Source organism: Mycobacterium sp., assembly GCF_032162605.1.
Lineage (GTDB): Bacteria > Actinomycetota > Actinomycetes > Mycobacteriales > Mycobacteriaceae > Mycobacterium.
Genome location: NZ_JAVROT010000435.1, coordinates 1 through 14821, shown reverse-complemented (window position 1 = coordinate 14821; position 14821 = coordinate 1). Strand labels below are relative to the sequence as shown.

Sequence of the window (14821 nt, the reverse complement as noted above, 5' to 3'; positions counted from 1 at the left end):
CTGTCATTCGTCTGCTATTGGGTGGTTCCGTTCCTGCTGCTCGGTGGCGCTGCAGTTGCGTCGCGCCTGCTGACGGAGCGGATGGTCGCCGCTGCCTCGAGCCCGGACACCGTCCGCCGCACCACCTTCGTCGCGTTCCGCGAACTGGCCATCGACGAGTTGTACTACCTGGCGCGGGAGAAGGTCGAATGTGAGGTCGGTGCGGGGATGGAGGCGTACGACGTCAACGTCGGCAGCGTGGGAGTGCCCCTGACGGGCGACGAGTCCCGTGAGTCGTGGCCCGCGACCTTCAAGGTGCGCGCGCGCCGGTAGACGCGGGGCGGGTCGCACCCCTTGCGTTATTGTCACGCTAGCTTCGACGGCCCGACCTGCGACGAGCTCGGTGGATCGGCCCCGAGCGAGGCGTCAGAACAGTAGCATCGGCCACATTCGCGTTGACCGTCCGAGCTTTTGGCAATGCCTTGAGTAAGCGGGGTCGATTTCGAGATTGTTGCGCTTGCGCTCCCCTCCAGGTGGTGGCTGAGGCAACACCTGCTGGCTGTTCGGGGGAGGGCAGCACAGGGCTCGCCACCGCCGTCAGAAGGCGATGAGCCTCCTGACGGCCGGCCGGCCGTCAGCTCAGTCCAGGTAGTCGCGCAAGACCTGAGAACGGCTGGGGTGACGCAACTTCGACATCGTCTTGGATTCGATCTGACGGATGCGCTCTCGGGTCACGCCGTAGACCTGCCCAATCTCGTCGAGCGTGCGCGGCTGGCCGTCGGTCAGGCCGAACCGCAGGCGCACGACGCCTGCCTCACGCTCGGAGAGCGTCTCGAGGACCGACTGCAGTTGATCCTGGAGCAGGGTGAACGACACGGCATCCACGGCCACCACGGCCTCGGAGTCCTCGATGAAGTCACCGAGCTGGCTGTCGCCCTCGTCGCCGATGGTCTGATCCAGCGAAATCGGCTCACGCGCGTACTGCTGGATCTCCAGCACCTTCTCCGGCGTGATGTCCATTTCCTTGGCGAGCTCTTCTGGGGTCGGCTCGCGCCCCAGATCCTGAAGCAGCTCACGCTGGATGCGGCCGAGCTTGTTGATGACTTCGACCATGTGCACCGGGATGCGGATGGTGCGGGCCTGGTCGGCCATGGCGCGGGTGATCGCCTGCCGGATCCACCACGTCGCGTACGTGGAGAACTTGTAACCCTTGGTGTAGTCGAACTTCTCGACGGCGCGAATCAGGCCGAGGTTGCCCTCCTGGATCAGGTCCAGGAACGCCATGCCGCGACCGGTGTAGCGCTTGGCCAGCGACACCACCAGACGCAGGTTGGCCTCCAGAAGGTGGTTCTTCGCGCGGTCGCCGTCGCGGCAGATCCACAGGAAGTCGCGACGTACGGCGGTGGACTGCTTCTCACCGTTCTCGACCCATTCGGCCATCTTCTGCGTGGCGTACAGGCCCGCCTCGATGCGCTTGGCGAGCTCGACCTCTTCCTCGGCATTGAGCAGAGCGACCTTGCCGATCTGCTTGAGGTACGCGCGCACCGAGTCCGCGGATGCGGTCAGCTCGGCATCCTTGCGAGCCTGCCGCAGCGCCTCGGACTCCTCCTCGTCCCACACGAAATCGCCTGAGGCCTTGTCCTTCTCGGACGGCTCGTTGATGTCGTCGTCACCAGCGGCCTCGTCAGCGCCGTCCTTGATGGCCTTCTCTTCGCCAGCGACCGCGCCTTGGGCGGGGGCATCCTCTACCTCGACGACTTCGAGGTCCTCGAGTTCGATGTCTGCATCGGCGGCGAGGTCGTCACCGGGCTCGGCTTCGGCGTCTTCGCCTGCGTCAAGGGCCTTGGCGGTCGTGAGTTCCTCGCCGGTCTCGGGGTCGGTGCCCTTGCCGCGGCCTGCTGCAACCTTGGTAGCCGCCTTCGCGGCGGCCTTCTTCGCGGGGGCCTTGGCGGCCCGCTTCGCGGGCGCAGTCCCGTTGGCGGCCTTGGACCCTGCGGCCTTCTTCGCGGGAGCCTTGGTGACGGTGCGCTTCACCGGCTCTTCGATCTCCGGGCTTACCTTCGTCGCTGCCACGTGCACCCCTTCGGTCTTGCAAGACTCGGTAGCGTGGGCGTGCGCCACCGGAAAACGTCGGCTGTCTGTTGATGGCGTTTGATATCAACCTGGATACTGCCGCCATCCGTGATGCGGCCGCCATCGACCATTGTAACGACAGTGTGAGGAACTGCCCCTACGAGCGGCAAAATCGCCTCCTCGGCGAGCCGTTTGCGCCCGGCCGGGCGCAGCACCGTTGGCCGGTGGTGGGTGTCTGCCGACCGCATGAAGGCATCGACCGTCCATTCGTCGCGTTAGGGCACGCGACGAATGGCTCATTCTGACACTCGATTGCCAAGATCGGATGGCCGCGTTCGGCGCTTTCGCGGGAATGGACCATTTGGTTACCGTGAGGACAGTCGATTCCGCCACCCGGTCAACGCCCAAATCGCCCTAGCGGCAGCGAAAGCATTTGCTAGCTGTAATGATGGGAGGGTGCCAGTGGCAACGGTGAGTCGTTCGGTGGAGCGGCACGCGGTCGACGACCTCCTGTCCTCGGCTGACGTCCAACCGTCTGGCCTGGTGATCGCGGGAGAACCGGGCATCGGCAAGACGACTCTGTGGCTCGCCGGTGTGGCGCAGGCGCGGGACCGCGGCTTCCGGGTGCTGTCGACGCGTACCGACGAGGCAGAGTCGGTGCTGTCCTACGCGGCGGTCGCAGACCTGCTGGAGGACGTCGGACCCGAGGTCATCGAAGCTCTGCCCGACCTCCAGCGGGTGGCCGTCGACCGGGTGCTGTTGCGAGGTGGCAGTGAGGGTCCCCCGACCGACCAGCGAGTGACCGCGTCGGCGATGGCGTCGATCGTCTCGGCATTGGCCGCCGAGCAGCCCGTTCTGCTCGCGATCGACGATGTTCAGTGGCTGGATGTGTCCAGCCAGGCCGTTCTCGCATTCGCGTCGCGTAGGTTGACCGGCCGCGTGGGAATCCTGCTCACCGGCCGGGCCCACGCCTCCGAGCCCGATCCCGCGGCGTGGTTGCAACTCAGAGCGCCGGATGCCGTCAGCCGGCTCCGCGTGCGCCCCCTGAGCCTTGGCGCCCTGCACACGATGATCTTCGAGCGGTTCGGGAAGGCGTTTCCGCGGCCGACGATGGTCCGGATCGCCGAGATCTCGGGCGGGAACCCCTTCTACGCCCTCGAACTCGCCCGGGCGGTCGATAGCCGATCGACCAACGCGGACTCGGTGCTGCCCAGCACGTTGGCCGAGCTGGTGAGGCTGCGGACCGGACACTTCGACGGCGAGGTCGGCGACATGCTGCTCGCAGCCTGCTCGGTCACCGACGCGACGGTCGATCTCCTGGCGAATGCCACCAAGGTGTCGGTGGAGCGCGTCGTGGAACTGCTCGAAGGACCGGAACGCGAAGGCATCGTGCAGATCGACGGCAATCGCGTGACGTTCGCGCATCCGCTTCTGGCACGTGGCATCTACACCCAGGCGGGCCCGGCCCGGCGGCGCCGGATGCACAGGACGCTGGCGGTCGTGGAGGTGCAACCCGAACTCAAGGCCCGCCACATGGCGCTAGGGGCTGCGAGCGCCGAGCCCGATACCTTGCACGCGCTCGACGACGCGGCAGCTGCTGCCGTCGCGCGCGGCGCGGCCGCAGCCGCTGCAGACCTCTACGGACTGGCCATTGGTCTCGGCGGCGATACGCCCGCCCGCAGGTTGAGCGCCGCTGAACAACACTTCCGGTCCGGCGACACCCGTCGAGCAGGAGTGATGCTCGAAGCGGCAGCCACTGACTTCGAGCCAGGTCCGTTGCGCGCCACTGCGCTCACCCTGCTCGGCGCGACCCGGTTGGCCGAACACGACTACGCCGGCGCGCTGGTTCCGCTCACCGAGGCTGCCGATGAGGCAGGGGATGACCTCGGTCTACTGGTCAGAGCTCAGCTGTCGCTCTCGAGGGCGAAGACCATGACCGGCCGGCACGAGGCGGCCCGACGGCAGGCGGAGCTGGCCGTGGCGAATGCCGAGAGGCTCGGCGCGCCGAAGCTGATCAGCCAGGCCCTGGCCCTGCACGTGATGCTGGACTGTGCACACGGCGGCGTTCGTGACGAGTCGGCACTGACACGCGCGCTGGAACTCGAGGCCCCCGACCCCGACGTCGGAGCGCCCTTCCGGGCCAGCATCACCGACGCCGTCACCAGGGGCTTGACGGGGCGACTCGAGGAGGCACTCGCCGGATTGATCGCCGCACGGCGGCGCTGCGTCGAAATCGGCTCCGATGCGGACCAGATGTACGTCTCCTGTCATCTATCGATGGTCTACGTTTGGCTGGGTCGGTACTCGGTGGCCGTCGAACTCGCCGACGACATGTTGCGACGTGGCGAACACCTCGGCGGCGGCTACCCGACGGTCGTTGCCATGACCCACCGCGCCGTCGCCTCGTCGTATCTGGGCCGTGAGCGCGCCGTTCGCGAGGACGCCCGCGCGGCCATCGTCGGCGCGCGTCAGTGTGGGGCGCAGTTCCTGACGGTGTGGCCAATCATGACGCTCGGCTTCCTCGAAGTATCCCTCGGGAACTTCGCTCAGGCGCTGAATGTGTTGCAGCCGTTGCTCGTTCGCAGTGATGGCAGTAAGAGCCATGACGTCTTCCCGGCTTCCTACATGGTCGATGCCGTCGAGGCCATGGTCGCCGTCGGTCGGCTCGACGAGGCGATCCCCCTGGTCGAGGCGCTGGAAAGCAATGGCGCCCGGCTGGATCGTCCGTGGATGTTGGCCGTGGGGGCACGCTGTCGCGCCATGCTGTTGGCGGCCGGTGGCGAGCTCGTCGCAGCTGAGGAGATGCTTCATCGAGCCATGGTGCAACACGACCGCATTCCAATGCCGTTCGAACGGGCCCGCACGCAGTTGTTCCTCGGTCAGGTCTTGCGCCGCCTGCGTCGCAAGAACCTCGCGGCGACGACCCTGCGCGAGGCACACGGCACGTTCGTGGAGCTGGGTACGCCGCTCTGGGCCGACCGCGTCGGCGTTGAACTCAAGCGGACGGACGCGTCGCGTGCCAACGACTCGGACCTCACTCCGTCGGAGTTGCGCGTCGCACGGCTGGCGGCATCCGGCATGACCAACAAGGACATCGCGTCGGCGCTGTTCATCAGCCCCAAGACCGTCGAGCACAACCTCAGCAGTGTGTACCGGAAACTCGGGGTGCGGACGCGCGCCAAACTGGCCAGACGCTCCGGGGAACTGGGCGAGGAATAGCCCGTGGACGCGCCGCCTTCACGTCACGAGCGTCAGCTAGGCGCGCCACGCGCGGCATCGATCTCGGCGGCCATGGCGGCGCCGACGATTCCCGCGGTGTTCAGCAGTGCGGCAGCCACGACGGGAGTCCGGTTCTTCAGCAACGGAATCCACTTGTCGGCCTTGCGGCTGATGCCGCCGCCCGCGATGAACAGGTCCGGCCAGATGGCGTTCTCGACCACGACGAGCACCTTGGTGACCTCCTCGGTCCAACGCTCGTAGCTCCACTCCTTGCGATCCTTGATCGACGACGCGGCACGGTGCTCGGCTTCCTTGCCGCCCACTTCGAGGTGGCCGAACTCGGTGTTGGGGAGTAGCACGCCGTTGTGGATCACCGCGGAGCCGATGCCAGTGCCGAACGTCAGCAGCACGATCACGCCGGTGTTGTCCTTGCCCGCGCCGAACTTCTCCTCGGCCAGGCCGGCGGCGTCGGCGTCGTTGAGCACCGTGACGGGCTGACCGCCGAGCTCCGCGCCGATGACCTTCTGTGCGTTGGTGCCGATCCAGCCCTTGTCCACGTTGGCCGCGGTGCGCACGATGCCTTCGGTGACTACGCCGGGATAGGTGACGCCAAGACCGCCCTCCCAGCCGAACTCGCGGACCACCGCGGTGATGGTCTTGGCGACGGCGTCAGGGGTTGACGGTTGGGGTGTGGGGAGTTTGAAGCGATCACCGATGAGCTGGCCGGTGTCGAGGTCGACGATGCCGCCCTTCACCCCGCTCCCACCTACGTCGACACCGAATCCTCGGTGTTGGGATCCGTCGTTGCTCGCGATGGTGGTGGGAGTTTCGGTCATGAGCGCTCCTCTGGGAGAGACCGGCAGGTGCGACGCACCGCACACACTAGTGCCTCGTCAAGCGCGATGTGTTGCGATGGCACAGTGACCGACGACAGCGATCCGGGCAGCCTTCGGGCTGTCGCCGAGCAACTGGCCAACGAAGCCGCCGGCTTCGTTCGCCGCCGCCGAACCGAGGTATTCGGGGCGGGTTCCCCGAAGACGGGGGCCGCCTCGGCGGTGCGTTCCAAGAGCACGCCGACCGACCCGGTCACCGTGGTCGACACCGAGACCGAACGGCTCCTCCGCGACCGGCTCGCAGAGCTACGGCCGGGCGATCCGATCGTCGGCGAGGAGGAGGGCGGTTCGGCCGTCGGCCATCACGGGAGGCCGACCTGGGTGCTCGACCCGATCGACGGGACGGTGAACTTCGTCTACGGCATCGAGGCCTACGCGGTGTCGGTGGGGGTACAGGTCGACGGTAGGTCGGTGGCCGGTGCCGTCGCGAACGTACCGACGGGGGAGCTCTTCTCGGCGGCTCTCCGCGAGGGCGCCCACCTGCGTCGGGACGGTGTGTCGATCTCGTTGCGCTGCAACCCGATCGAGGAGCTCTCGATGGCGTTGGTCGGTACGGGGTTCGGCTACTCGCCCGATCGGCGACGGCTACAGGCCGAGGTGCTGACTCGCCTGCTTCCCGAGGTGCGTGACGTGCGTCGCGTCGGCTCCTGCGCGCTGGATCTGTGCATGGTGGCGGCGGGCCGGCTGGACGCGTACTACGAGCTGGGTGTGAACGTGTGGGACTGGGCGGCGGGTGCGTTGATCGCCGAGGAGGCGGGCGCCGTCATGCTGCTGCCGCCGGTGGACGAGGGAGGCCATCTCATCGTCGCGGCGGCGCCAGGGATCGCCGCGGAGTTCGACGACGCACTGCACCAGGCGGGCGCCCGGTGAGCTGGTCAGCAGGCTGCAGAGTGGATCTTCTTCAGCAGCGCTGAATCGGCGGGCTGCGTCGCGTCGGGTTTCAGGCTTGCGAGCACTGCGTCGATGTCGTCGTTGTGGCTGATCTCGGTGAACTCGGTCCCGATGGCCAGGTCTACGGTGTCGTCGCCGCGTTGGTCTTGGTACAGCTCGGTGCACGGCGCGACGAGCCAAAGGGCGGCGGCAGCGGCCCTACCCGCCGGCCCGAAGCGGATCTGGCCCTGGCATGCCAGCCTGGTGTTCTCGTAGACGGTGTCGTTACCTGCGGTGGGCGGGGCGTACCCGAGGTCTCGCAGCGCGCCTGCCACCTCGGCTGCTTGGCCTCCCTGGCCGCTGGCGTTGAGTACGCGGATTTTGGTGTCGGCGAGCTTGGCCGGGGTGACGTCGGTCATGGTCGCCGACGACATCTGCTGACCGAGTGCCGTCTGCGTGGCATCGGCCGCGGCCGGGGGCGGATTGCATGCCGCGGCCTGTTGCACGTCGGAGGTCTGGTTGAACGCGAACACCCAGACCACCAGGGTTACGACGGCAAGCGCTACGACAGTGATGATGGCCGGGAGAATGTTGCGTCGGCGGAACGGTCGGCCGTGTTTGTCGAACGCCGTGCCGGAGGTGATCTGGGCTACCACCCCTGCACTGTAAGGGCAGGCCCCACCGGCGGTCCTTACCTGGACTCTTCCAGTGTGATATAAATCACAACCAATCCGGCACCAAACGGGGCACGAATTATTTGGCGGATGCGTTCTGCGCTGGTACAAAGCTCTGTCGCTACATGACGGATCCAGAAGGAGGGGATGAGGATGGCTACCGACTACGACGCCCCACGGCGCACCGAAACCGACGACGTTTCCGAAGATTCGCTCGAGGAACTGAAGGCACGGCGCAACGAAGCTCAATCAGCTGTCGTCGACGTAGACGAGTCCGAGTCTGCAGAGTCCTTCGAGCTTCCCGGAGCCGACCTGTCGGGCGAGGAGCTGTCGGTCAGGGTGGTGCCGAAGCAGGCCGACGAGTTCACCTGCTCCAGCTGCTTCCTGGTGCATCACCGCAGCAGGCTGGCCAGCGAAAAAAGTGGCGTCATGATCTGCACGGACTGCGCGGCCTGAGCAAGACCGCCGGCTGATGGGCGTCAGGTGCGCAGCGCGGCCAGGACGCGGTCAGGACGTCGGCAGCTCACGAGCCAGTACGGCGTGGGGTCCTCCGGATCGTCGAGGACGACGAGGACCATGCCCGCGACCCAGGCCCGGTGCACGACGTATGCCGCGGGGTCCAGTTGGCGACCCAGTGCGGCCGACTTCGCCGACCTGGGGACTTCGGCCGACCTGGAGATGACGCTGGCGGGCAGATGCGCGGCCCCGACCCACAGTTCGGTTTCGGTTTCGGTGTCGTCTGCCGTCGAGGTGCTGACAACCCGCACGTCGATCCGGCCTAGCCAGATCAGTACGGCCGCCGCCACGGGCAGCAGGAGGGCGTACGGCAGCCAGTTCGGCAGCGACTGGACTCCCTGGTTGACCTCGAGTGCGATCAGGGCAGCCAACGCGAAGCCTGGGGGCCACCACCACCATGGCGCGAGTAGTCGCTCTCGGTAGCGCACCGTTTGTGTGGCTGCGCGCGTGTCGGACACGCGGCCAAGAGTAATCTTCCTGCTCGTGTCCACCTCTCTGGCGGTCGTCCGGTTGGACCCCGAGCTGCCCCTGCCCGCCCGGGCGCACGACGGTGATGCCGGCGTGGACCTCTACAGCGCGGTCGACATCGATCTCGCTCCTGGCCGTCGCGCACTGGTTCCCACTGGGATCGCGGTGGCCATTCCCCACGGCATGGTCGGGCTGGTGCATCCTCGATCGGGTTTGGCCACGCGCGTTGGCCTCTCCATCGTCAACAGCCCCGGCACCGTCGATGCGGGCTATCGGGGCGAGATCAAGGTCACGCTGATCAATCTCGATCCCGACCTGCCGATCAACATCCGACGCGGTGACCGGATTGCGCAGCTTCTGGTTCAGCGGGTCGAGCTACCCGAGTTGGTCGAGGTCACGTCCTTCGACGAGGCCGGGCTGGCTGACACTTCCCGTGGCGACGGTGGCCACGGTTCCTCCGGCGGACACGAGAGTTTGTGATGGCATTCGGTAGGCGCAAGCGCAGCGACGACACGACCGACCCCGAGGTGTCGGAGTCGGAGGGTGTGGCGCCGCCCGCGTTCGAGGGCAGTCGCGACGACGACGGCGACGTCGAGGGCCCCTTCGACATCGAGGACTTCGACGACCCGGAAGTCGCCCTCCAGGGGCGTCATGATCTCGGCGCGGTACTGATCCCCGAGAACGAGGCGGCTGAGCTGGCCGTCGAGGTGAACCAGCAGGGCGTGCCGACCATGGCGTGGATGGTGACGACGAACGGCCGCTACAACGTCACGGCCTATGCGGCGCCGAAGGCGGGCAGCCTGTGGCGCGAGGTGGCCACCGAAGTCGCCGAGTCGCTACGCAAGGAGGCTGCGGAGGTAAGCATCGAGGACGGTCCATGGGGACGCGAGGTCGTCGGGTTCATGACAGGAGGGCCAGAACCCGTCGTCATGAGGTTCGTTGGCGTCGACGGTTACCGGTGGATGGTCCGAGGGGCCGCGGTCGGTGCGCCCGACAAGGCCGACGCGATCGCGCGGGACCTGCGAAATGCTTTGGCGGACACGGTTGTTCGTCGTGGTGATTCCCCGCAGCCGGTGCGCAACATGCTTCCGCTGCAGCTGTCCGAGGCCCTCGTCACCCGGCTCCGTGCCCGCGCCGAGCAGATGATGACCGAACAAGCGCAGCAGGCTGGTCAGGAGCCGCCAACACCCCCGGAGGTCCCGCAGCCGGCGGCGCGGCGCAGTGAGCAGGGCACGGCGATGCAACAGCTTCGCACCATCACGGGTGGGTGAAGCCGTTCAGAGCTCCAGGAGCGCGCTCGTGCACGCTGCGCCGAGGATGGCGGGGTCGGCGCCGAGTTCGTCGAGGGTGAGCGTCCGCAGCGCTGCGCGAGGCGCTGCGGCCACCCACTCGAGAGCAACCTCGACGGGGTGTACCGGATCGTCGGTCGCCGCCGCGACTCCCATCGGCACGGCCAGCGTCGCCAACTCCTCGCACGTGGGTGCCGCGTAGGCCGCCGCCTCCTCCATGGCATCGGGTAGGGCGGGCCACTGGCCGACCCATGACCTGGTGAGTTCTTCGGCCAGCCATGGCGGGCTTGACGTCCGCATCTGCGCAATCGCACAGGCTAGGCCGTTGCGGCGCAGTTCGTGCGCCGAGTACCTGGCGGTCAACGCGGCCGCCGCCGACTCGGGTTCGCCGGTCCAGGCAGGCAGGGCGGCCAGCACCGCCACGGCGCTGGCACGGTGGGCCAGAGCCCACGACGTGGCGACCGCGGCGCCGATGGACACCCCGCCGACCGCGATCGGGCCAAGCCTCGCGGCGTTGTCCAGCTCGTCGAGATAGCCGGCGATGAGGTGGGAGGGTTGGGGTGTGCAGGCCACCACGACCGCGCCGACGTCGTGCAGGGCGGATGAAAAGGCGCGATAGACGTAGTCGTCGTCTGATCCCGTGCCAGGAAGCAGGACCACGGTGACGCCGCGCAGATTGACAGCCATCCGTCGATCGTGCCGTGTGCGTCAAGTCACGTTCGCCGAGGGTGAGTGAAACCCTTCACGGAAGGGTAAACACCCTTGCGCGTGCTACGTGGCAAATCGTCATCAACAGGTCTACGGTGGCGTTGGTTACAGGTGATTCCATGGTGGATTCACCTCAGGTGTAGGAGAAGCCATGGCTACGGCCGAAGGTTATCTGCGGCGGCTGACCCGTCGGCTCACGGAGGACCCCGAGCAGCAGGACGTCGACGAACTCAGCGACGAAGCCGCCAATACCGGCGCGCAGAGGGCGATTGACTGTCGACGTGGACAAGAGGTCACGATGGTCGGCACCTTACGGTGTGTCGAGACCAACGCCAAGGGCTGCGCGGGCGGTGTGCGTGCTGAACTGTTCGACGGTACCGACGCGGTGATGCTCGTGTGGCTCGGCCAACGGCGCATCGCCGGCATCGAGTCTGGACGCACCCTGCGGGTGCACGGTCGGCTGGGCAAGCTGGAGAACGGCACCAAGGCGATCTACAACCCCCACTACGAGATTCAGAAGTGACCCACCCCGACAACGGGGTGGCGGATGAGGTCGCGGCGGTCGACGTGCCCGCCAAGAAGCTGGGCGGCCAGGCGATCCTCGAGCAGATGGGTGGCATCAGTGGCCTGATCTACTCGTCGCTACCGGTCCTGGTCTTCGTCCCCGTCTCCACGTATTTCGGCCTGGTGCCCGCGATCTGCGCGGCACTCGTGGTCGCGTTACTCATCCTGGCGTGGCGCTTGATCCGCCGAGAGACGTTGCAGCCTGCGGTATCCGGATTCATCGGGGTCGGCGTCAGTGCCCTCATCGCCTACGTCGTCGGTGCGTCCAAGGGCTATTTCCTGCTCGGCATCTGGTCGTCTCTGTTGTACGCCGCCGTCTTCGCGCTCTCGGTGCTCATCCGCAGGCCGATCGTCGGCTACGTGTGGACGTCGGTCAATGGAGGGGATCGTGGGTGGCGACGCGTCCGTCGGGCGCTGTACGCCTTCGACATCGCCACCTTCACCTGGGTTCTGGTGTTCGGCGCGCGATTCGTCGTCCAGAACCGTCTCTATGACGAGGACCAGACGGGAATGCTCGGTGTCGCCCGGATTGCGATGGGATGGCCGTTGACGGCGGTTGCCGCGTTGGTGACCTACCTTGCCATCCGAACCGCCCAGCGCGCGTTGCACGCGGCGGACGAAGAGGCGAAGGCCTCGGAGGCACGCGCCGACTGACATCGACACAGCGAATGGACGCGACTGACCGAACCCTGATCGCGGTCGCGGTGCTGGCCTCATTCGTGGCGTTCCTCGACGGCTCGGTGGTGAACCTGGCGCTGCCTGCGATCGCCGCGGAATTCGGTGGGGGACTGGCACTTCAGCAGTGGGTCGTTGACGGTTACCTGCTGGCGCTCGGTGCGCTGATCCTCGTCGCGGGGGCAGTCTCCGACCAGTTCGGCAGGCTCGTGGTGCTGCGGATGGGCCTGGTGGCCTTCGCCGTCGCGTCCCTGCTGTGCGCGCTCGCACCCACCGGATGGATCCTCGTCGCGGCACGGTGCCTACAGGGCATCGGGGCGGCCTTCCTGGTGCCGAGTTCGCTGGCGATGATCAACGCCCGGTTCACGGGTGCGCGCCAAGCCGGCGCGATCGGGACGTGGACGGCGTGGACGGGTACTGCGTTCGTCGTGGGACCACCCCTGGGCGGACTGCTCGTGGATGCCCTGAGCTGGCGGTGGGTCTTCGGGATCAACGTGGTGCCGCTGGCGGTCACCCTCTATCTGACGACGAGGCTTGGCGCAGGGGAACGGGTCGCGGAGAACTCCGGTGCCCGACGGTCGGCCCGCATCGACGTCGTCGGTGCGGTGCTGTGCGCCGCAGGCCTGACCTCCGCGGTGTACGCACTCATCGAGCTGCAACGGCTCGGCCCGTCGCATCCCGCGGTGGTGACCGGTTTCGTCATCGGAGTGGCGTGCCTGGCCGCCTTCCCGTGGTGGGAGCGGCGGACGCCGAACCCGATCATGCCGCTGCAACTCTTCGCGGCACGCAACTTCGCCGTCGGCAATCTCGCGACGGTCTTCCTGTACGCGGCCGTGTCTCTCGGCACGCTCATCGTGGCATTGTTTCTCCAGGAGACCGTCGGCCTGTCGGCGTCACAGGCGGGTTTGGCGACGCTGCCCCTTCCGGTGCTGTCGTTCTTCCTCGCGCGGCCCTTCGGCACGCTGGCCGGCAGGCACGGGCCCCGCGTCTACATGGCCATCGGTCCGATCATTGCGGCGGGCGGGTTCCTGCTGCTGACCACGGCGCGTGCGCCGTTCGACTTCTGGACCCAGATGTTGCCCGGTCTGATCGTGTTCGGGGTGGGTCTGTCCATCACCGTGTCTCCGCTTACGGCGGCGGTGCTCGCCGCGGTGGATCCGGCGCAGAGTGGCATCGGTTCCGCGGTGAACAACGCCGTCTCGCGCGTCGCCGGCTTGATCGCGGTGGCATTCGCCGGGGTGATCGTCGGCACCGCAATCGATTTCGCGGGTTTCCGGTCGGGAGCTGTCGCCGTTGCCGTGCTGTTCGCAGCGGCGGGGGTGGTCTCGGCCGTCGGGATCAGCAACCGCCAGTGCGACTTCGGCCGCATCTCGCCAGCGGCGTCGGCCCAGTATCACGACCGCGCCACACCGCCGCCCGCGCTGGCCACCTCGGACTGATCCGGTCAGCGAGGACGTAGCAGCTGTTCGCGCAGTTCCTCTTCCACTTCGTCGATGGCGACGAACAGGAGTTCGTCGCCGCCCTCCAACGGCTCGTCGTCCTCTGGCACGATCACGCGGGCACCGCGCAGGATCGTGACCAGGGCGGCATCGCGCGGTAGTTCCAGCCGCTTGACCGCCTTACCGCCCCACGGCGTGTCGTCGGGCAGCGTGATCTCGACGAGGTTGGCTTGGCCCTTGCGAAAGCTCATCAGGCGCACCAGGTCACCGACGGAGACCGCCTCCTCGACCAGCGAGGCCAGCATCCGGGGTGTGGACACGGCGACGTCGACGCCCCAGGCCTCGTCGAACAGCCACTCGTTGCGTGGGTCGTTGACCCGGGCCACCACGCGCCCCACGGCGAACTCGGTTTTGGCCAGCAGGCTGAGCACGACGTTGGCCTTGTCGTCGCCTGTGGCAGCGATCACGACGTCGAATTCCTCGAGCCCGACCGCTTCCAACAGGGTCAGCTCGCACGCGTCCCCGAGACGCCACTGGGCAGCGGGGATGGCATCTGTGTCCACGTGTTCGGGATTGCGCTCCAGCAGGGTGACGTCGTGGTTCTCGACGAGTTCCCTGGCTATGGACCGGCCGACGGCGCCGGCCCCTGCGATGGCGACCTTCACGGATTCCTCACTGGTCCTCGGCGTCTTCGCCCGGCGCCAGAGCGGAGATCGCCATCGCTTCGGCGATGTGGCCGGAGACGGCCGCCATGTAGACCTGATCACTGGCCTGGATGACGGTCTTCGGGTCGGGCAGTAGGCCAGTGCCGAATCGGATCATGAATGCGACCCGGCCTCCGGTCGCCGCCTCCAGCGCGGTGACGCGCTGGCCCACCCAGCCTTCGTGCAGGGACAGCTCGGCCACGCCGACGTTGCCCGACGGATCACGCCACTTGGTGGTCTCCGTCTCCCGAGTGAGGACGTTGAGGAGTCTGTCCGTGGTCCATGGCACGGTCGCGACCGTCGGGATACCCAACCGCTCGTACACCGCCGCGCGTTTGGCGTCGTAGATCCGGGCCACGACGCGCTCGACGCCGAACGTCTCACGCGCCACCCGCGCGGAGATGATGTTGGAGTTGTCACCCGATGACACCGCCGCGAACGCGCCCGCCCCTTCGATACCGGACCGCAACAGCACGTCGCGGTCGAATCCCATGCCGAGGACCCGTTCACCTGGGAACTCGGGCGAGAGGCGGTGAAAGGCGGTGCCGTCACGGTCGATTACGGCCACCTCGTGGCCAATCCTGGCCAGGCCGTCGGCCAGCGACGCACCTACTCGGCCGCATCCCATCACGACTACACGCACGCGTCGATCCTCCCAGCGGTTCGGCAGAAACGGATTGTGGCGAACCCGCGCACTCGGAACGCTACAGCCATTCGCCGCTGGGCTTACTCTTGGCTCTCGTGTCCAAG

Annotated in this window: 16 protein-coding genes and 1 pseudogene; 10 read left to right on the top strand and 7 right to left on the bottom strand. The window is 67.4% G+C overall.

Annotation, left to right across the window (positions count from 1 at the left end):
- Positions 1-312: pseudogene (locus tag QOI01_RS24380) on the top strand (hypothetical protein); the annotation flags it as partial.
- Between the two features lie 306 nt (positions 313-618).
- Here QOI01_RS24380 and QOI01_RS24375 read toward each other — a convergent pair.
- Positions 619-2100 carry an RNA polymerase sigma factor gene (locus QOI01_RS24375; protein WP_526385533.1) on the bottom strand — a complete coding sequence of 494 codons (1482 nt, stop codon included), beginning with the start codon at positions 2098-2100 and terminating at the stop codon, positions 619-621.
- Positions 2101-2123: 23 nt separating this feature from the next.
- Between QOI01_RS24375 and QOI01_RS24370 the strand changes: the two genes are divergently transcribed.
- Positions 2124-2357 (top strand): hypothetical protein, encoded by a 234-nt coding sequence (locus QOI01_RS24370; RefSeq protein ID WP_526385531.1) that lies wholly within the window; start codon positions 2124-2126, stop codon positions 2355-2357.
- Between the two features lie 157 nt (positions 2358-2514).
- Positions 2515-5271: a helix-turn-helix transcriptional regulator gene (locus QOI01_RS24365; protein ID WP_526385529.1), complete on the top strand. Its 2757-nt coding sequence runs from the start codon at positions 2515-2517 to the stop codon at positions 5269-5271.
- Between the two features lie 32 nt (positions 5272-5303).
- Here the strand turns inward: QOI01_RS24365 and ppgK are convergent, their stop codons facing one another.
- Positions 5304-6107 carry a polyphosphate--glucose phosphotransferase gene (gene ppgK, locus QOI01_RS24360; RefSeq protein ID WP_526385527.1) on the bottom strand — a complete coding sequence of 268 codons (804 nt, stop codon included), beginning with the start codon at positions 6105-6107 and terminating at the stop codon, positions 5304-5306.
- A gap of 66 nt (positions 6108-6173) precedes the next feature.
- Here ppgK and QOI01_RS24355 point away from each other — a divergent pair, with 66 nt between their 5' ends.
- Positions 6174-7034, top strand: a complete 861-nt coding sequence (locus QOI01_RS24355; protein WP_526385525.1) for an inositol monophosphatase family protein — start codon at positions 6174-6176, stop codon at positions 7032-7034.
- Between the two features lie 5 nt (positions 7035-7039).
- On the opposite strand, the gene cei is transcribed toward QOI01_RS24355, so the two are convergent.
- The gene (gene cei / locus QOI01_RS24350) at positions 7040-7690 is read right to left on the bottom strand and encodes an envelope integrity protein Cei (RefSeq protein ID WP_526385523.1); all 651 of its coding nucleotides are present in this window, start codon (positions 7688-7690) and stop codon (positions 7040-7042) included.
- Between the two features lie 171 nt (positions 7691-7861).
- On the opposite strand from cei, the gene QOI01_RS24345 reads away from it, so the two are divergent.
- Complete coding sequence (locus QOI01_RS24345; RefSeq protein ID WP_526385521.1) at positions 7862-8164, top strand: DUF4193 family protein; 303 nt, start codon at positions 7862-7864, stop codon at positions 8162-8164.
- Between the two features lie 23 nt (positions 8165-8187).
- Here QOI01_RS24345 and QOI01_RS24340 read toward each other — a convergent pair whose 3' ends face one another.
- Entirely contained in the window at positions 8188-8682 is a 495-nt protein-coding gene (locus QOI01_RS24340) for a DUF3093 family protein (RefSeq protein ID WP_526385519.1), read from the bottom strand.
- Between the two features lie 25 nt (positions 8683-8707).
- Between QOI01_RS24340 and dut the strand changes: the two genes are divergently transcribed.
- Complete coding sequence (gene dut, locus QOI01_RS24335; protein WP_526385517.1) at positions 8708-9172, top strand: dUTP diphosphatase; 465 nt, start codon at positions 8708-8710, stop codon at positions 9170-9172.
- Positions 9172-9963, top strand: a complete 792-nt coding sequence (locus QOI01_RS24330) for a DUF3710 domain-containing protein (RefSeq protein WP_526385515.1) — start codon at positions 9172-9174, stop codon at positions 9961-9963. The genes dut and QOI01_RS24330 overlap by 1 nt, the downstream gene beginning before the upstream one ends.
- Positions 9964-9969: 6 nt before the next feature.
- On the opposite strand, the gene QOI01_RS24325 is transcribed toward QOI01_RS24330, so the two are convergent.
- Positions 9970-10668 carry an alpha/beta hydrolase gene (locus QOI01_RS24325; protein WP_526385513.1) on the bottom strand — a complete coding sequence of 233 codons (699 nt, stop codon included), beginning with the start codon at positions 10666-10668 and terminating at the stop codon, positions 9970-9972.
- Positions 10669-10840: 172 nt separating this feature from the next.
- Between QOI01_RS24325 and QOI01_RS24320 the strand changes: the two genes are divergently transcribed.
- From QOI01_RS24320 to QOI01_RS24310, 3 genes are all read left to right on the top strand, one after another.
- A complete protein-coding gene (locus QOI01_RS24320; RefSeq protein WP_526385511.1) occupies positions 10841-11212 on the top strand; it encodes an OB-fold nucleic acid binding domain-containing protein in 372 nt (123 codons plus the stop codon).
- 86 nt (positions 11213-11298) lie between these two features.
- Positions 11299-11907, top strand: a complete 609-nt coding sequence (locus QOI01_RS24315) for a DUF3159 domain-containing protein (protein WP_526385534.1) — start codon at positions 11299-11301, stop codon at positions 11905-11907.
- Between the two features lie 14 nt (positions 11908-11921).
- Positions 11922-13367, top strand: coding sequence for an MFS transporter (locus tag QOI01_RS24310; protein ID WP_526385509.1), 1446 nt, complete (start codon positions 11922-11924; stop codon positions 13365-13367).
- A 5-nt stretch (positions 13368-13372) separates the two neighbouring features.
- On the opposite strand, the gene QOI01_RS24305 is transcribed toward QOI01_RS24310, so the two are convergent.
- Positions 13373-14032 (bottom strand): potassium channel family protein, encoded by a 660-nt coding sequence (locus tag QOI01_RS24305; protein WP_526385507.1) that lies wholly within the window; start codon positions 14030-14032, stop codon positions 13373-13375.
- A gap of 7 nt (positions 14033-14039) precedes the next feature.
- Positions 14040-14714, bottom strand: coding sequence for a potassium channel family protein (locus tag QOI01_RS24300; RefSeq protein WP_526385505.1), 675 nt, complete (start codon positions 14712-14714; stop codon positions 14040-14042).
- Positions 14715-14821: the final 107 nt, after the last annotated feature.